The following is a 17,513-nucleotide window of genomic DNA, read 5'->3' as shown; positions in this document are numbered from 1 at the left end:
TGATTGCTCCGGCCACGAACTGAGCGACAAGATCACTACGCGAGTTACGTGGAACACTTTGTACCTCAAGGTGAGCGGCGATCGGTGGATCCACTGCCACGCTGGCACCTGCTCCTAGGAGGCGGCGTGGCTATCGAGTGGTCAGTTCGTGTGAACCAGGCGATCACGATTGATGACGCCGCCCATCTCGCCGGTCGATTCGTCGGTGACCTACTGGGTGAGGGGGTGGAGGCGTTCCGGGTGGAGGTGGTCGAAGCCACCTGTGAGCGCCTTCGCGGGGGCAGCAGCGGGCCGGTGGCGCCTGACGTGCTGACGACGAGCCGCGATCCGTTCGGCGACTCGGATTCCCGGCACGCCGACGTCGTGTTCCGGGTGCCGGCCCTCCCCGCCCTCGCCTACATATCGATGGCGGAGCATGTCCCTCGGGACGAGGATCCAGAGTCGGGCATGTTCGTGACCGTGAGCAGTGCGCGGTCCAACGAGTCGCAGGTGTTGGCGATTGCGGCAGCAAGCGCGTTCGCCGAACTCGCCGCCGGTGACGTGATCGACGAATCCGGGTGTCTCGGTGGCGAGCGGTTCATGTCGCCGCGCGCGGTCATCGAGCGGCTTGGTGCGGTCTCGCCGGCCTCGTCCGTCGCAGCCGCCGTCGACACCGTTCTGGCGAGGACGACGCTGCGCCGTGATTACCAGCCGCTGAGTGCCACGCAGATCTGACCGGTACTACCGGTCTTCCTGGTAGATGAGGTAGCCGCCGGCCGGGGTGACGTCGAAGACGCGCAGGGTGCGGTCGCGGAATGCGGTGAAGGCGTCGTCCAGGTCGGAGCCGGACAGCAGGACCCACGCCGGGTCCGGTGCGTTGCGGACCACGGTGCCGTAGACCGGGAAGCGGTCGCCGCGTTGGTCGAGGCGGGCGTCGATGACCGCGCAGATGACCCGTTCGCCGGTGAGGAACGTGATCCGGGTGCAGGTGTCGCGGTCGGAGTAGATGCGGTTCGCGCCGGCCTGGTCGAGCGCGGCGACCAGCGCGCGATCGTCGTCGGCGGCGGCGGACAGCGCGGGACCGCTGAGGATCAGCGCCGCGGTGGCCGCGACCGCGAGCGCGAGCACGGCGGCGAGCACCGCGGAACTGATCAGCCCGGCCAGCGCCGCCGGCAGCGTGCGCGCCTCGCGGCCCCACAGCCGGGCGGCGGCGTGCCAGAGCGGCCACAGCACCGCGGGCAGCGCGATCAGCGTGTAGTGCAGGTTCTTCGCGGCGGACGCCGGGGCCAGCGCGGAGTTGGCGGTCAGGAAGAAGACCGCGAGCGTGGTCGCGGTGGCCAGGATCAGCGCGAGCCGGCCGGCGTGCCGCGGTACCCGGGCGGGCGCCGCGTCGCCGAGCCCGCGGATCGCGGCGATCAGCGCGACGAGCAGCAGCGCCAGGTACGCCGGACCCCACCACGCCTGCCAGGTCACGCACTCGCCGGGCGCGCACAGGCCGGTGCTGATCGGGATCGCGGTGCCGAGCGTGCCGGTCAGCCGGTCCGCCGGCGGCGCCTCGACCAGGTTGCCGCTCGCCAGCACGAGCAGGTCGAACGGGCTGCGCGGCGCCCCGAGCACGGCGTAGACGATCAGCGGCACCGCACCGAGCGCGGCACCGGCCGCGACGATCGGCCAGACCAGCGCGCGCCGGACGCTGAGCAGCAGCATCACGCCCGCGGCCGCGACGAACGGCAGCACCCACCAGTGCGTCCACACCATCACACCGGCCAGCACGCCCCAGCCGAACAGGCCTGTCCCGGGCCGTCGCAGCTCGCCGCCGGCCAGCCGCACGGTGAGCAGCATCAGCAGCGCGACCGCGAAGAGCATTTCCGGGTACGCCCCGGCGCCGGTCAGCTCGTCGCGGATCACCCGGTCCGAGCCGAGCGCGAACAGGCCGATCGACAGCGCCGCGAACCACGGCGTGTAGAGGCGGCGGAGCAGCATGAACGCCATGATCAGGAACCCGGCGAAGCAGATCAGCGCGGGCAGCCGCACCGACCACCACCCGGTGCCGAGCACGCGCACGAACGGCGCCGCCAGGAACGCCTGCAGCGACCCCATGAACCGTTCGCTGTCCAGGAAGAGCGGCAGTTCCTGCCCCTGCGCGATGCGCAGCGCGGCCAGCCCCGCACCCGCCTCGGCCGCGTCGCCGGGCGGCACCTCGGCGCGCACCAGCAGCACCCGATAGCCCAGCCCGAGCAGCCCGAAGAAGATCGCCCACCCGGCTGCGGCCCGCCGATCCGGACTGTCCGACGGCCGCCGGTGCCCACGCGGCTCCGGCCGCCCGGTCAGCACCGGCACGCGCCGGCCACCGCGCGCCGGACGATCGTCCCGGCGCACGCCCTCGGCCGTCCCGGCGCTCACCGATCGAGTTTGCCACACCCCACCGGCAAGTATTGAGATCTCGCTATCGACAGCTTCTCAGTGCGTTCCGAGGCTGTCCTGGGGTGGCGTCGAGAGGGGGCGGCGACGCTACGCGCATGTCTGTGCGACGACCCCTCTTCGCTCGCCGCCCCTCCTGGATTGTCAACACCGGCCTCGGGCTGGCAATCGTCGGTGTCGGCGTGTGGGCCTACCTCTCCTTCGCCCAGCCCGCGCGGGGTGAGGCGAGCGCGACCACGAGCACGACGCGCACGCTGACCGTGCAGCAGGGCACGGTGACCGCCACGGTCACCGCGGACGGCACGGTGACCAGCGCGAACACGGCCAGCGCGAGTTTCGGCACGTCCGGCACGGTCACCGAGATCAACGTCCGGGTCGGCGACGTGGTGAAGAAGGGACAGGTGCTCGCGAAGGTCGACCCGACCGCGGCGAACCGGGACCTGGCGGCGGCACAGGCCGATCTCACGGCCGCGCAGGACGCGCTGGCCCGGGCCGAGGAGGCGGGCAGCGACACCACGTCCGCGGCGGCGCAGGTGACGCAGGCCGAGCTGGCGGTCGAGGAGGCGGCGGACGCGGTGGAGGGCGCCACGCTGACCGCGACCATGGACGGCACCGTCATCACGATCAACGGCAACGTCGGCGGTACGGCGAGCGGATCGTCATCGAGCCAGAGCGGCGACAGCGGCGGTGGGCAGACCGGCCAGAGCGGCACCAGCACCGCGTTCATCGAGATCGCCGACTTGGGCACGCTGGAGATCACGGCGTCGTTCGCGGAGGCGGACGCCACGAAGCTGGAGGAGGGCCAGGTCGCGACCGTCACCTGGAACGCGCTTACCGGCGTCACCGCGACCGCGACGGTCGCCGCGATCGATCCGAGTTCGTCCGCTTCGTCCGGCCAGAGCGAGTCCGTCACCTACGGCGCCACGTTCACGCTGGACGAGGTCCCGGAGGGTGCGAAGTCCGGCCAGACCGTGTCGGTCTCGGTCACCACCGGCACCGCGGAGAACGTCGTAATGGTCAACTCCGCCGCGGTCACGTCCAGCGGCCGCGGCCGCACGGTTACGAAGGTGGTGGACGGCCAACAGGTCGTGACGACCGTGGAGGTCGGCCTGGAGGGGGACACGATGACCGAGGTCACGTCCGGTCTGGCCGTCGGTGACCAGGTGGTCTACACGATCGAGGAGAGCAGCGGCGGCTCGGCCGAGCAGGGCGGCGGCTTCCCCGGCGGCGGCTCCGGCTTTCCCGGCGGCGGCCAGCAGGGCGGCTTCACCGGCGGCGGTACCCGTGGCGGCGGCGCACCGGCGGGTGGCGGCCGGTGACGACCGCGCCGACCTACCGGTGGGCGGACGCGCCGGAGAAGCCCACCACCCCGGTCCTCGACGTCCGGCAGCTGCGCAAGGTCTACGGCGAGGGCGAGGCCACCGTGCACGCGCTCGCCGGTGTCAGCCTCACCGTGCAGCGCGGTGACTACGTGGCGATCATGGGCTCGTCCGGCTCCGGCAAGTCCACGCTGATGAACATTCTCGGCTGCCTCGACGTGCCCTCCACCGGCCGTTACCTGCTGGACGGCGTGGACGTCAGCAAGCTCTCCGACCGGCAGCTCGCGGTGGTCCGGAACCGGCGGATCGGCTTCATCTTCCAGTCGTTCAACCTGATCCCGCGCACCACCGCGCTGGCGAACGTGGAGCTGCCGCTGGCGTACGCGGGCGTTAAGCCGGCCGCGCGCCGCAAACGCGCGCTGGCCGCGCTGGACCTGGTCGGCCTCGCCGCCCGCGCCGGTCACGAGCCGAACCAGCTCTCCGGCGGCCAGCAGCAGCGCGTGGCGGTGGCCCGCGCGCTGGTCACCGAGCCGGCGCTGCTGCTCGCGGACGAGCCGACCGGAAACCTGGACAGCCGGTCCACCGAGGACGTTCTGACGATCTTCGACGACCTGCACGGGCAGGGCCGGACGATCGTGCTGATCACGCACGAGGCCGAGGTGGGCGCGCGGGCCGGCCGGCTGATCCGGCTCTTCGACGGCCAGGTCCGCTCCGACGAGAGGAACCGCCGGTGAGCACCTGGGAGATCCTGAGGTTCGCCGGCAAGGGCGTGACCGCGAACAAGCTCCGCTCCGCGCTCACCATGCTCGGCATCCTGATCGGCGTCGCGGCCGTGATCCTGCTGGTCGCGGTCGGCAACGGCTCCGCGGCCGCGATCACCAGCCAGATCTCCGCGCTGGGCACGAACACCATCACGGTGATGAGCACGAACCGCGGCGGCACCACGAACACGGCGCTGACCACGGAGATCGCGGACGCGCTGCGGGACGAGACGCTGGCGCCGGACGTGCGATCGGTCTCGCCGGTGGTCAGCGCGTCCGGCACGCTCACCTACGACGGCACCGACCACGAGATCAGCCAGTTCATCGGCACCGGCGGCAGCTACCTGGCCGCGCAGTCCTACGAGATCGACCGGGGCGCCGCGTTCACCGACGCGGACGTGAGCCAGGGCCGGCGGGTGACCGTGATCGGGCAGACCGTGGCGGAGGAGCTGTTCGAGGGCGCCGACCCGGTGGGCGAGCAGGTCACGGTCGGCGGCGCGTTGTTCACCGTGGTCGGCGTGCTGGCCGAGAAGTCGTCGTCCGGCGTGCAGGACGCGAACGACCTCGCGATCGCACCGATCACCGCGGTGCAGCAGACGCTCGCCGGGTACGGGTCGCTCAGCTCGATCGTGGTGGAGGCGGTCTCCGCCGACCGGGTCACCGCGGCGCAGAACGAGATCGCCACGATCCTCGACCAGCGGCTCAAGGTCGCGGACGGGGACACCGCGCCGTACCGGATCCAGAACGCGTCGCAGCTGCTGGAGACGCAGACCGAGACCGCGGACACGTTCACCGTGCTACTCGGTGCGGTGGCCGGCCTCTCGCTGCTGGTCGGCGGCATCGGGATCACGAACATCATGCTGGTCACGGTCACCGAGCGGACCCGGGAGATCGGCATCCGGAAGGCGCTCGGCGCACCCCGCCGGGTGATCCTGACCCAGTTCCTCGCCGAGGCCACGATCCTGAGCCTGACCGGCGGCGGCCTGGGCGTGCTGATCGCGGTGCTCGGCAGCCGGTTCGAGATCGCCGGTGTCCAGCCGGTCATCGTGCCGAGCTCGGTCTTCCTGGCGCTCGGCGTCTCCGTGGCGATCGGCCTGTTCTTCGGCGGCTACCCGGCGAGCCGCGCCGCGGCACTCCGCCCGATCGACGCACTCCGCTACGAATAGGAACGCAGGTCACGATGGCTTTCAGAAGATCAAAGCACCGGGGTACGGACACGGTCGTACTGGAGACGCCGAAGCCGGACGACGACGGGCTGGCCGCGGAACTGGCCGCGGTCGCGCCGAGACAGTGGTGGAACCGCTGGACGCCGGTCCCGGCGGCCGTGCTGCTGCTGGGCGGCGGCATCATGGCGGGCGCCGAGATCCAGCAGCGCTGGGGCACCACCTCGGCACCGGGCGGCGGGATGACGTTCCCCGGCGGCGCGGCCGGTTTCCAGGGCCGTCAGGGCGCCGGTGAGCAGGCCACCCAGCCGAGCGCCGCACCGGCGGCGACCACCGGCGGTACCACCGAGGGCACCGTGAAGCTGGTGAACGGCACTACCGTGTACATCGTCACAGCGGACGGCCGGACCGTCACGGTGCGGACGTCGGACGCCACCGCGGTGCGGAAACCGGCCGACGGCACCCTCAGCGACCTGGCCGAGGGTGACACCGTCACGGTCGAGGGCACCGCGGGCGACGACAACTCGGTGACCGCGACCACGATCACCGAGCGTTAGCGGAGCGTCAGGGGCGGCGCGTCAGGCCGAGGCCGGTGCGCCGTCCACGGCCTCGTCCACGGTCGGGTACGTCTGCAGCACCTCGACCAGGCCGCTCACCTCGAGGATGCGCAGCACGCCACGCTGCGGCGCTGCGAGCCGGACCAGGCCGCCGCTGTCGTCCGTGCTGTTCTTGGCGCGGACGAAGACGGACAGACCGGTCGAGTCGCAGAACGAGACCTCCGCCAGATCGAAGACGAGCCGGGTGCGGCCCTTCTCCAACAGGTCGGTGATCTGATCCTGAAGCTGTGGGGCGGTGGCCATGTCGAGCTCACCTGCGACCGACACGACGACGACGTCATCGCGCTGTTCGGTCTTGACCGTCAAGGACATTTAGCCGACCTCCTGTTATGGACGAAACGCTACTCCACCGGCGGCATGCTTGCAGTGTGAGGCGGATGCCAGATACTTGGCGTCGAGCAACTAACCGTCGTCGCTCCGGTGATAGTGTCCCACCGGTCGGTCAACTGAGTGATCCCCAGGTACCGAGACTCCGGACGGCTTGCCCACGGAGCTGACAGGAGGCGAACGTGGCGCTCAGCACGGAGGCGGCGAGCCGGCTCACCGCACGGCTCGACGAGCACGAGGATCAGATCTCGGAGCTGTGGGTCCGCCAGGTCGCCGCGACGCTGCGCGGGCGGCTCAGCCAGGGCGAGCTCGACCGGCAGGTCCGCGAGCTGTTCCGGTCCCTGCGTGACCTACTGGCGGCCGGCGGCACACAGCTGGAGGACAACGACGGCGGCGAGCTCCGCGCGCTGCTGTCGGAGATGTCCCGCTCCCGGGCGCTGCAGGGCTTCACCTCCACCGAGACCGCGGTCAGCGTCTTCGCGGTCAAGGACGCGTTCGCCACCGCCACGAACGTCTACGACGACGCGCAGGCGATGAGCGACTACATCGGGTTCGGCGCGCTGATCGACCAGCTCGGCCTGTTCACGTTCGCGACGTACGCGCAGGCCCGCGAGGAGGTCATCGCGGACCAGGCGGAGCAGCTGCTGGAGCTGGCCACGCCGGTGGTCAAGCTGTGGGACGGCGTGGTCGCGGTCCCGCTGGTCGGCACGCTCGACTCGGCCCGCGCCCAGGTGGTGATGGAGCGCCTGTTGCAGACGCTGGTCGACACCGGCTCGCCGTACGCGATCATCGACATCACCGGTGTCCCGGCGGTGGACACCCAGGTCGCCCAGCACGTGCTGAAGACCGTGGTCGCGGCGCGGCTGATGGGCGCGGAGTGCATCATCTCCGGCATCCGGCCGCAGATCGCGCAGACCATCGTGGCGCTCGGCATCGAGTTCGGTGACATCGCCACGAAGGCCACGCTGGCCGACGCGCTCCGGCACGCGCTGCGCCGCACCGGCGCCGACGTGGCCCGCCGCGGTGCGGCCCGGCGGGAGAACTGATGGAACGCGTACCGGTCCTCAAGATCGGGGATTTCCTCCTGGTGTCGATCCAGGTCGACATGGAGGACCAGATCGCGCTGCAACTGCAGGAGGACCTCTCCGAGCGGATCGTTCAGACCGGCGTGCACGGTGTGATCATCGACATCACCGCGCTGGACATCGTCGATTCGTTCGTCGGCCGGATGCTCTCCACGATCGCCGCGATCTCGAAGGTGCTGGACGCGGAGACCGTCGTGGTCGGCATGCGTCCGGCCGTGGCGATCACGCTGGTCGAGCTGGGCCTGTCGCTGAACGGGATTCGTACCGCCCTGAACGTGGAGCGCGGTATGGAGCTGCTCGCCCGTGCGCGCGAGGAGGAATTCCTCGACGGCGAGGACGACGAGCAGCCCGCGGAAGACGGGACGGCGGTGTCGTCGTGACCATGGGCTTCGCCGGCGCCGCGGATGCCGGCGGCACGCTCGTGATCTCCAGCGACGAGGACGTGGTCCGCGTCCGGCAGCTCACCCGTACCGTGGCGGTCAAGGTCAAGCTCTCCCTGGTGGACCAGACGAAACTGGTGACGGCCGCCAGCGAGCTGGCCCGCAACACGCTGGTCTACGGTGGCGGCGGTACGGTCGAGGTGACCGTCGTCGACAACGGGCGACGGCGCGGTGTACGAATAGTCTTCAGTGACCAGGGTCCCGGCATCGCCGACCTGAACCTCGCGCTCACCGACGGCTACACCACCGGCGGCGGCCTCGGGCTCGGGCTGAGCGGGTCGCGGCGGCTGGTGGACGAGTTCGACATCCACACCGCGGTCGGCGAAGGCACCCGCATCACAGTGACCAAGTGGTCGCGCTGAGGCGAACCCTCGGGCACTGAACGACAGAGGGGCGCACATGTCCGACGAGGGCACCTGGTTCCGCATCGACAACGCCAGCGTGGCGTCGACGGTGCGCCGCGCCGCCGACCGGCTGGCCGAGACGCTCGGGTTGCCCGAGAAGGCCGCGTCCGACCTGTCGATCGTGACCGCGGAGATGACCAGCAACCTGCTCAAGCATGCGGTCGAGGGCACGCTGCTGCTGCGCCCGGTGCGCAACGCGGACACCGCCGGTGTGGAACTGGTCGCGGTCGACTCCGGGCCCGGCATGGCGGACCTGCCCGAGTCCATGCGGGACGGGCACTCCACGTCCGGCACGCTCGGCATCGGGCTCGGCGCGATCGTCCGGCAGGCCGGCTGGTGCGACATGCACTCGGTGCCGGGCCGCGGTACGACGCTGGCCGTGCAGGTGTGGCCGGGTGACGTGCCGGAGCCGGCCTGGGCGGCCGGGGCCAGCCGGCCGATCACCGGCGAGGCGGTCAGCGGCGACGGCTACGCCATCCGGGTGGCCGGCGGCCGGCACCAGGTGCTGGTCAGCGACGGTCTCGGGCACGGCCCGCTGGCCGCCACCGCGAGCCAGGCCGCGGTGAACGCGTTCCGGGCGGCACCGGCCGTGCCCCCGGCGGCGCTGGTCGAGACCGTGCACCGGGCGATCGCGCACACGCGCGGCGCCGCGATCGCGATCGCGGAGCTGGACGCGGCCGCCGGCCTGGTGCGCTACGCCGGGCTGGGCAACATCGCGGGCACGATCGTGGAGGGGACCAGCCGGCGCGGCATGATCTCGCTGCCCGGCATCGCCGGTCACCAGCGCCGCCAGATCCGGGAGTACGAATACCCGATCTCCCGGTCCGCGGCCGTGGTGATGCATTCGGACGGCGTGGTGGACCGCTGGCAGCCCGCCGACTATCCGGGACTGAACACGGCCGCGCCGGTGCTGATCGCGGCCACCGTGCTGCGCGACGCCGGCGTGCGTCGCGACGACGCCTGCGTGCTGGCTGCGAGACTGCCCTCATGAGCGAATTCGTGCTGCTGCGGATGGCGCTGCGTCGTGAGCACGACATCTTCGTGATCCGGCAGCGCGGTCGCGAGGTGGCGGCCGCGGTCGGGCTCGAGCACCAGGACCAGATCCGGCTCGCGACCGCGCTCAGCGACGTCGCCCGCCTGCTGCTGCCGGTTCCCGGCGACGCGGACGTGGCATTTGTTGCGCAGATGGGAACACCTCCTAGGCTGGTGGTGGAGATTGTCGCCGGTCCGGGGGCGGCGGCGTTGCTGGACGGCGGGCCCGCGGGCCGCCTGGTGCACACGATGGAGGTCGACGGTGACGAGCACGCTACGCGCGTCCGGCTGGTCAGCCGACTTCCGATCGGCGCCGTGCCGTTGACCGAGGAACGAATCGCTCACCTGCGCCGGGAGGTCGCCGCGAACGAGCCGGGCACGCCGCTGGACGAGCTCGCCGTGCAGAACCGCGAGCTGATGTCCGCGCTCGAGGAGGTGCGGGCTCAGCGCGACGAACTGGCCGAGACGAACCAGGGCGTGATGGCGCTCTACAACGAGCTGTCCCAGGAGCTGGAGGAGACCAACCGCGGCGTGGTCGCGCTCTACAACGAGCTGGACGAGAAGTCCGCCCAGCTCAAGGCGGCCAGCGAGGCGAAGAGCCGGTTCCTGGCCAACGTCAGCCACGAGCTGCGCGCGCCGGTCACCGCGGTCATCGGCCTCACCCGGCTGCTCGCCGACTCCGGCTCCGACCCGCTCACCGGCGAGCAGGCGCGGCACGTCGACCTGATCCGTGGTTCCGCGACCGACCTGCTCACGCTGGTCAACGACCTGCTCGACCTGGCCAAGGCGGAGGCCGGCCGGTTGGAGCCGGTCTGGGCCGAGGTGGATCTGCGCGCGTTGTTCGGCCAGCTGCGCGGCACCGCCCGGGCGATCATCACCCGGCCCGACGTGGAGCTGGTGGTGGCGGACCCGCCGGCCGGCTCGACCGTGACCGCGGACGAGGCGCTGCTCGCCCAGGTGCTGCGCAACCTGCTGACCAACGCGATCAAGTTCACCGAGCGCGGCACGGTCTCGATGTCGCTGCGCGCCGCCACCGGTCAGGACGGCTGGGAGATCGAGGTCGCCGACACCGGCATCGGCATTCCGCCGGAGCTGCACGAGCGTATCTTCGAGGAGTTCTACCAGGTGCCCGGCAGCTCGACCGGGCGCACCGGCACCGGCCTCGGCCTGCCGTACGCGCAGCGGCTGGTCACGCTGCTCGGCGGCTCACTGCACCTGACCAGCGAGCCCGGTAAGGGCAGCGTGTTCACCGTCGTGCTGCCGCGCCGGCCGATGCCCCCGGCACCGGCTCAGCGTGACGAGGGGTGAGACGGGTGCACGTCGACCCGGCGACCGTCCTGGTCGTCGATGACAATCCCACCAAGCGCTATCTGCTGGTCAGCTGGCTGAGCCGGGCCGGCTACGCGGTCGTGGAGGCGGAGACCGGCCGGGAGGCGCTGGAGCTGGTCGACGTCAAACCGGTCGACCTGGTGGTGCTGGACGTACGCCTGCCCGACATGTCCGGCTTCGAGGTGTGCGAGAAGATCAAGGGAAACCCGCGGCACGCCGCGCTGCCGGTGGTGCACGTCTCCGCGCACGCGGTCGACGTGCAGGATCGCGCGCACGGCCTGAACCGGGGCGCGGACGCGTACCTGGTGGAGCCGATCGAGCCGGAGGAACTGGTCGCCACCACGCAGGCGGTGCTGCGCTACTACCGGGCCCGCAAGCAGGCGGAGACGCTCGCGAAGCGGATGGCGCTGCTGGCCGAGACCACGCTCGCGATCAACTCGGCGGCCGACTTCCCGCACCTGCTCGCGGCCGCGGCCCAGGGCGCCGCCAAGATCTTCCAGGGGCCCGCGGCCGTGGTCACCGCCACCGGCGACGGCGACTTCTGGGCCGCCACCTGCGAGAACTCGGAGCAGGAGCCGGTGCTGCGGCCGTGGCGGGCGAGCCACGACATCGCGGTCGGCACCTCGTTCCGGATCGACCCGGCCGCCGACTGGTCGCTGCTGGCCTGGCCGGACGACGACCCGGTCGGCATCGCCGTCACCCGGATCCGTCCCGACCGGCCCGCGGTCCAGGTCGCGGTGCCCGCCGCCGCCAACATTCCCGGTGCACCCGTGTTGCGCCAGCTCGCGCAGGCGACCGCGGCCGCGGTCGAGGCGCAGCGCTCCTACGACGAGGAGCACCGCGTCGCGATCACGCTCCAGCGCAGCCTGCTGCCCCGCCGCCTGCCCGACGTGACCGGGCTGGACCTGGCCCGCCGCTACGAGCCAGCCAGCGCGCACACCGAGATCGGCGGCGACTTCTACGAGCTGACGATGATCGACGGGCGGCTGCTGGTCGCGATCGGCGACGTGGCCGGGCACTCGCTGCACGCGGCCACCGTGATGGCGGAGCTGCGCCACGCGCTGCGCGCCTACGCGGTCGAGGGCCACCCGCCCGGCACGCTGCTGACCCGGATCAACGACCTGATGCTGACGCTGCTGGCCGGCGAGGTCGCTACGGTCTGCGTGATGCTGATCGATCCGGCCACCGGCCACGTGCGGATGGCCAACGCGGGCCACCTGCCACCGCTACTGATCACGGACGGCCACACCGAGTTCATCGAGGACCGCGGCCCGCTGCTCGGCCTGCGCGCCCAGCGACCGGACGACACCGAGTTCGTCGTGCCGCCCGGCGCCACGCTCGTGCTCTACACCGACGGCCTGATCGAACGCCGCGACGCCACCATCGACGACGGCCTCCGCGCACTCGCCGCGGCCGCCTCGTCCGGCGTTGACGACCACCTCGACGACTTCTGCGACCGCCTTCTCTCCGAACTCACCGGCCAGGAGATGAGCGACGACATCGCGGTCGTCGCCCTCCGCCGTCGCTGAAAAAGCGGCCACCGGTCCAGCGCCACCCCGCCCGATCTCGAAGCGGCCACGACACGGCCGCCATAGGGTACCCGGTTGACAGCGGCTATTCACTGAGTGAATAGTAGCGCCATGTCGACCGGCCATGTGCTCCTGGGGCTGTTAGCCACCGGCCCGAAGCACGGATATGAGTTGAAACGGGCCCACGACGCGCACATGCCGCGGGCCAAGCCGCTGGCGTTCGGGCAGGTCTACGCGACGCTCGGGCGGCTCCAGCGGGACGGTCTGGTCGCCGAGGGCGACCGTGACCGCGATGCCGGCCCGGAGCGCACCAGCTTCACGCTGACCGACGCCGGGCGGGCCCGCCTCGACGAGTGGCTGGCTGAGGTCGAGGCACCGGCCCCGTTCGTGTCCAGCGAGCTGCTGGCCAAGGTGGTGGTGGCCCTGCTCGCGGCGGACTCGCGACGGGCCGGTGCCTACCTGGCGGCGCAGCGCGCGGCGCACGCGGCGCGGCTGCGCGAGCTGACCGCGGCCAAGCTCGACCCGGAGTCGGCGCTCGGCGACGTGATCGCCGCCGACTTCGCCATCTCACATCTCGACGCCGACCTGCGCTGGATGGAGACCACCATCGCGCGCGTCAACGAGTTGCAGCAGGGGGTTCCGGCATGAGCGATCCGATTCTGGCCGCACGCGGGCTGGTGAAGTCGTACGGTGCGTCACCGGCGCTGCGCGGCGTGACGCTCGACGTCGCGGCCGGTGAGATCGTGGCGGTGACCGGCCCGTCCGGCTGCGGCAAGTCCACACTGCTGCACTGCCTGGCCGGCATCCTCCGGCCGGACGCCGGCGAGGTCACCTACCGCGACCAGCGCGTCGACCTGTTGGCAGAGGCGGCGCGGTCCCGGCTGCGCCGCTCCGAGTTCGGCGTGCTGTTCCAGTTCGGCCAGCTCGTCGCGGAGCTCACCGCGGCGGAGAACGTCGCGCTTCCGCTGCTGCTCGCCGGCACCCGGCGGCCGGCGGCCCGGACCGCGGCGCTGACCTGGCTGGACCGGTTGGGCGTGGCCGACCTCGCCGGCAAACGCCCGGGCGAGATGTCCGGCGGTCAGCAGCAGCGCGTCGCGCTGGGCCGGGCGCTGGTCACCGAGCCGCGCGTGCTGTTCGCGGACGAGCCGACCGGCGCGCTGGACACGCTCGCCGGTGAGCAGGTGATGGGCCACCTGGTCCGGCTGGCCCGCGCGCAGGACACCACGGTCGTGCTGGTCACGCACGAGCCGCGGATCGCCGGCTACGCGGACCGGGAGCTCGTCATGCGCGACGGTGAGATCGTCACCGCGGCGATGGCGGCCGCCCGGTGAGCCCCGGCACCGCGCTGCGCCTGGCCTTGGCCGGCACCCGCACCGACACGCTGCGGGTGACGCTGACCGCGGTCAGCGCGGCGCTCGCCTCGGTGGCCGTGCTCTGCGCCGTGACCGTGCTGGCCATCCGCACACCGGACACCGGCGACGGCCTGTCCGTCCAGTACCGGTCGGATCTGATGCAGCAGCCGGGCCTGCGCCCGGGCGTGGCGATCGCGCTGCTGCTGCTCTGCATCCCGGTGCTGGCACTGGCCGCGCAGTGCTCACGGCTCGGCGCACCGGCCCGGGACCGGCGGCTGGCCGTGTTCCGGCTCGCCGGTGCCACGCCCGGGCAGACGCTCGCGGTGATCGCCGTGGAGACCGGCCTGGCCACGCTGATCGGCACGCTTACCGGCCTGGCCGTCTTCCTCGGCGGGCACCGGCTGCTGGACCGGCGGAACGCGCGCGGCGAGCTGTGGCTGCCCACGGACGTGCTGCCGCCCGCCTGGGCGATCGTGGCGATCTGCGTGGCGCTGCCGGTGGCCGCGATGCTGGTGGCCGCGCTGTTGTTGCGCCGGGTGCGGGTGACCCCGTTCGGCGTGGCCCGTCAGGCGACCCGGCACCGGACACCGCACACGTGGCCCGGGCCGGTCCTGGCGGTCGGGCTCGCGCTGTTCCTCGGCTTCGCGCCGCTCACCGCGTGGTTCGGGGAGCGTGCGAAGACCGTCGAGGACTGGTTCGTCTACCTGGTCTTCGTCGTGGTCCCACTGGTCATGGCGGTGTCCGTGATCGCCGGGACCGGGGCGATCGCGTACCTGGTGGGCGTGGCGATGCGCCGGTGGGGCCGGGCGCCGTCCACGCTGCTGGCCGGTGCGCGGCTGATGGCCGACCCGTGGAGCGGCAGCCGGGTGCTCGCCGCGCTGCTGGCCTGCGTGCTGGTCGGCGGCGTGTCGGCCGGCTTCCGGGCCCGCTTCCAGGCTCTGGCCGACGCGAAGTCGGCCGTGGACCTGCGCTGGACCGCGGTGACCGGCGAGCCGGCGCTGTCCGGACCGCACCAGGACGGCTTCTACCTCAACGCGATGGACCTGGTGGATCTCGCCGTCGCCGTCGCCGTCGCCATCACGGCGCTGGCGCTGCTGATCGCGGCCGCGGACGGTCTGGTGTCCCGCCGCCGCACCTACGCATCGCTGGTCGCGACCGGGGTGCCGCGCGGCGTGATCGCCCGTTCGGTGGTGTGGCAGGTGTTCGTCCCGGCCGTACCGGCGGTGCTGATCGCGGGGCTGTCCGGCTGGCTGGTCACGCGCAGCCTCGGGACGGAGATCCGGTCGGGCGGCATCCAGGGCACGATCTGCACGGCCGACGGCCCGATCTGCAGCGACCCGGTCGCGAGCGCGCCGTTCCTGCGTACGGTCGACGTCGGGCCGATCGTGCAGGCGGTGCCCGTACCCGTGCCGGGTCTTCTGCTCCTGATCGGCGGCGCGCTGCTGGCGGTGCTGGCCACGATCGGGATCAGCCTGCTCTTCCTGCGCGGCAGCACCGCGGTCGAGGAGCTGCGGGCCGCCTGACGACGCGGACCGGCCGGGTCAGGGGACCTGGCCGGTCCGCGGACGTCAGACCGTGGCGCGGCCCAGCCGGTCGAGGATCCAGGAGAGCACGAATGCCTCTTCCTTCCACGCGTCGTAGCGGCCGCTAGGGCCGCCGTGACCCGCGCCCATCTCCGTCTTGAGCAGGAATGTCCCGTCCGGTACCACGTGCCGCAGCCGGGCGATCCACTTGGCCGGCTCGTGGTAGAGCACGCGCGTGTCGTTGATCCCGGTCATCGCGAGGATCTGCGGGTACGCCTGCGCGGTCACGTTCTCGTACGGTGTGTACGACTTCATGTACTGGTACACCTCGGCCGATTCGAGCGGGTTGCCCCACTCCTCCCACTCGATCACGGTGAGCGGCAGCGACGGGTCGAGGATCGAGTTCAGTGCGTCCACGAACGGCACCTCGGCCACCACGCCGGTGAACGCGTCCGGCGCCAGGTTCGCGATCGCGCCCATCAGCAGGCCACCGGCCGAGCCGCCGCGCGCCACGATCCGGTCGGCGGACGTCCACCCGGCCTTGGTCACGTGCCGCGCGGCCGCGACGAAGTCGGTGAACGTGTTCTTCTTCGCCAGCAGCTTGCCGTCCTCGTACCACCGGCGGCCCATCTCACCGCCGCCGCGCACGTGCGCGACCGCGAAGATGACGCCGCGGTCCAGCAGCGACAGCCGGGCGATCGAGAAGTACGGGTCCATGCTGGACTCGTACGATCCGTAGCCGTAGAGGACCAGCGGGGCCCGGCCGTCCCGGGCCACGCCCTTGCGGAACACCAGCGAGATCGGCACCCGGGTGCCGTCTTCCGCGAGCGCCCAGTCCCGGTGCTGCTCGTACCCGTCCGGGTCGAAGTCGCCCAGCACCGGCTGCCGCTTGCGCAACGTCAGCGCGCGGGTCACCAGGTCGTAGTCGTAGACCGAGTTCGGCGTGACGAACGAGGTGTAGTGCAGCCGGATCGAGTTCGTGTCGTACTCCGGGTTGCCGGACAGGCCGACGTCGTAGAGCGGCTCCGGGAACTCCAGGTCGTAGCTGTCCGTGCCGCCGATCGGCAGCACGCGCACGCCGGTCAGCCCGTTCTTGCGCAGCGACACCACCAGGTGGTGGGTGAACGCGTCGACCGACTCCAGCCGGGTGCCCGGCTCGTGCGGGATCAGCGGCACCCAGTCGCCCGGGTTGTCCGCCGACGTGTACGCCAGCGCGAAGTCCTCCGCGCCGTCGTTGTGCAGGATCAGGAACCGGTGCCCGTGGTGCTCGACGGAGTACTCCACGCCCTGCCGGCGCGGCGCGATCAGGACCGGTTCGCTGAGCGGCGCGTGCGCCGGGATTGCCCGTACCTCACTGGTGATCTTGCTGCTCGCCTCGACCAGGACGAACTTCTCCGACCGGGTCAGGCCCACGCCGACCCAGAACCGCTCGTCCGGCTCCTCGAACACGATCGCGTCGTCGGCCGTCGGCGTGCCGATCACGTGCCGCCACACCCGGTACGGCCGCCAGGCGTCGTCCACGGTCAGGTAGAACAGCACCGAGCCGTCCGCGGACCAGGCGCTGCCGTAGGACACCTCGGGCACCGCGTCCGGCAGCACCTCGCCGGTGGTCAGGTCCTTGACGTGCAGCGTGAACCGCTCGTCACCGGCGAAGTCCACCGAGTACGCCAGGCGCCGCCCGTCCGGGCTCACGTCGAACGTGCCGAGCGCGAAGAAGTCGTGCCCCTCGGCCAGCACGTTGCCGTCCAGCAGCACCTCCTCGCCGGCCAGTGGCGCACCGTCGGCCGGGATCGGCGGGTCCGTCTCGCCGGGCGCGACCGCACGCCGGCAGTGGATGCCGTACTGGCTGCCCTCGACCGTGCGGGAGTAGTACCAGTAGTCACCCTTGCGGGAGGGTACGGAGAGGTCCGTCTCCTGTGTCCGCTCCTTGATCTCGTTGAAGATCTTGTCCCGCAGGCCGGCCAGGTGCGCGGTGACCGCGTCCGTGTACTCGTTCTCCGCGGTGAGGTAGGCGATCGTCTCCGGATCGTCCTTCGCGGTCAGCCAGGCGTATGGGTCCACGACCGTGTCGCCGTGGTGGGTGCGCTCGGTCGGCACCCGCTTTGCGATCGGCGGTCGGGCGTGGGCAGGCGTCTCGGTGGTCACGCCTCCCCACGTTACCGGCGCCGTACCGGCTGTCGCCTGAGGACTTGCACAACCGTGTTCGAACATGTGTACGATAAGCCGCCGTTG

Annotated in this window: 17 protein-coding genes; 14 read left to right on the top strand and 3 right to left on the bottom strand. The window is 71.8% G+C overall.

Going from position 1 to position 17,513, the window contains the following annotated elements:
- Positions 1-126 precede the first annotated feature (126 nt).
- Positions 127-714, top strand: a complete 588-nt coding sequence (locus tag J2S42_RS20665; protein ID WP_307241541.1) for a hypothetical protein — start codon at positions 127-129, stop codon at positions 712-714.
- Positions 715-720: 6 nt separating this feature from the next.
- Here J2S42_RS20665 and J2S42_RS20660 read toward each other — a convergent pair whose 3' ends face one another.
- Positions 721-2,382 carry a glycosyltransferase family protein gene (locus J2S42_RS20660; protein ID WP_307241539.1) on the bottom strand — a complete coding sequence of 554 codons (1,662 nt, stop codon included), beginning with the start codon at positions 2,380-2,382 and terminating at the stop codon, positions 721-723.
- A 116-nt stretch (positions 2,383-2,498) separates the two neighbouring features.
- Between J2S42_RS20660 and J2S42_RS20655 the strand changes: the two genes are divergently transcribed.
- Genes J2S42_RS20655 through J2S42_RS20640 form a run of 4 tightly spaced genes read left to right on the top strand, consistent with a single transcriptional unit; the run spans position 2,499 to position 6,200 of the window.
- On the top strand, positions 2,499-3,719 hold the full coding sequence (locus J2S42_RS20655) for an efflux RND transporter periplasmic adaptor subunit (protein WP_307241537.1): 1,221 nt from the start codon (positions 2,499-2,501) through the stop codon (positions 3,717-3,719).
- Complete coding sequence (locus tag J2S42_RS20650) at positions 3,716-4,453, top strand: ABC transporter ATP-binding protein (RefSeq protein WP_307241535.1); 738 nt, start codon at positions 3,716-3,718, stop codon at positions 4,451-4,453. Before J2S42_RS20655 ends, J2S42_RS20650 begins: the two co-directional genes overlap by 4 nt.
- Positions 4,450-5,646: an ABC transporter permease gene (locus J2S42_RS20645; RefSeq protein ID WP_307241533.1), complete on the top strand. Its 1,197-nt coding sequence runs from the start codon at positions 4,450-4,452 to the stop codon at positions 5,644-5,646. The genes J2S42_RS20650 and J2S42_RS20645 overlap by 4 nt, the downstream gene beginning before the upstream one ends.
- A gap of 14 nt (positions 5,647-5,660) precedes the next feature.
- A complete protein-coding gene (locus J2S42_RS20640; protein ID WP_307241531.1) occupies positions 5,661-6,200 on the top strand; it encodes a DUF5666 domain-containing protein in 540 nt (179 codons plus the stop codon).
- 21 nt (positions 6,201-6,221) lie between these two features.
- On the opposite strand, the gene J2S42_RS20635 is transcribed toward J2S42_RS20640, so the two are convergent.
- Complete coding sequence (locus J2S42_RS20635; RefSeq protein ID WP_033339298.1) at positions 6,222-6,572, bottom strand: STAS domain-containing protein; 351 nt, start codon at positions 6,570-6,572, stop codon at positions 6,222-6,224.
- Between the two features lie 197 nt (positions 6,573-6,769).
- Between J2S42_RS20635 and J2S42_RS20630 the strand changes: the two genes are divergently transcribed.
- The 9 genes from J2S42_RS20630 to J2S42_RS20590 all read left to right on the top strand — a co-directional run bounded on the left by J2S42_RS20630 (position 6,770) and on the right by J2S42_RS20590 (position 15,281).
- The gene (locus J2S42_RS20630; RefSeq protein WP_307241529.1) at positions 6,770-7,633 is read left to right on the top strand and encodes an STAS domain-containing protein; all 864 of its coding nucleotides are present in this window, start codon (positions 6,770-6,772) and stop codon (positions 7,631-7,633) included.
- Positions 7,633-8,052: an STAS domain-containing protein gene (locus tag J2S42_RS20625; protein ID WP_307241527.1), complete on the top strand. Its 420-nt coding sequence runs from the start codon at positions 7,633-7,635 to the stop codon at positions 8,050-8,052. The genes J2S42_RS20630 and J2S42_RS20625 overlap by 1 nt, the downstream gene beginning before the upstream one ends.
- Before the next feature lie 2 nt (positions 8,053-8,054).
- Complete coding sequence (locus J2S42_RS20620; RefSeq protein WP_307248898.1) at positions 8,055-8,474, top strand: anti-sigma regulatory factor; 420 nt, start codon at positions 8,055-8,057, stop codon at positions 8,472-8,474.
- Positions 8,475-8,511: 37 nt separating this feature from the next.
- Positions 8,512-9,507 carry a SpoIIE family protein phosphatase gene (locus J2S42_RS20615; RefSeq protein ID WP_307241525.1) on the top strand — a complete coding sequence of 332 codons (996 nt, stop codon included), beginning with the start codon at positions 8,512-8,514 and terminating at the stop codon, positions 9,505-9,507.
- Entirely contained in the window at positions 9,504-10,856 is a 1,353-nt protein-coding gene (locus J2S42_RS20610; RefSeq protein WP_307241523.1) for a sensor histidine kinase, read from the top strand. Before J2S42_RS20615 ends, J2S42_RS20610 begins: the two co-directional genes overlap by 4 nt.
- On the top strand, positions 10,853-12,406 hold the full coding sequence (locus J2S42_RS20605; RefSeq protein WP_370879213.1) for a SpoIIE family protein phosphatase: 1,554 nt from the start codon (positions 10,853-10,855) through the stop codon (positions 12,404-12,406). The genes J2S42_RS20610 and J2S42_RS20605 overlap by 4 nt, the downstream gene beginning before the upstream one ends.
- 111 nt (positions 12,407-12,517) lie before the next feature.
- Positions 12,518-13,054 (top strand): PadR family transcriptional regulator, encoded by a 537-nt coding sequence (locus J2S42_RS20600; RefSeq protein ID WP_307241521.1) that lies wholly within the window; start codon positions 12,518-12,520, stop codon positions 13,052-13,054.
- Positions 13,051-13,737 (top strand): ABC transporter ATP-binding protein, encoded by a 687-nt coding sequence (locus tag J2S42_RS20595; RefSeq protein WP_307241519.1) that lies wholly within the window; start codon positions 13,051-13,053, stop codon positions 13,735-13,737. Before J2S42_RS20600 ends, J2S42_RS20595 begins: the two co-directional genes overlap by 4 nt.
- Positions 13,734-15,281 (top strand): FtsX-like permease family protein, encoded by a 1,548-nt coding sequence (locus J2S42_RS20590; RefSeq protein WP_307241517.1) that lies wholly within the window; start codon positions 13,734-13,736, stop codon positions 15,279-15,281. Before J2S42_RS20595 ends, J2S42_RS20590 begins: the two co-directional genes overlap by 4 nt.
- A 45-nt stretch (positions 15,282-15,326) precedes the next feature.
- Here J2S42_RS20590 and J2S42_RS20585 read toward each other — a convergent pair whose 3' ends face one another.
- On the bottom strand, positions 15,327-17,426 hold the full coding sequence (locus tag J2S42_RS20585) for a S9 family peptidase (RefSeq protein ID WP_307241515.1): 2,100 nt from the start codon (positions 17,424-17,426) through the stop codon (positions 15,327-15,329).
- Positions 17,427-17,513: the final 87 nt, after the last annotated feature.

Source organism: Catenuloplanes indicus (assembly GCF_030813715.1).
In the GTDB taxonomy this organism is placed as follows: domain Bacteria; phylum Actinomycetota; class Actinomycetes; order Mycobacteriales; family Micromonosporaceae; genus Catenuloplanes; species Catenuloplanes indicus.
Note: the sequence above shows the minus strand (reverse complement) of the source record. Positions and strands in the feature narration are given on the sequence as shown.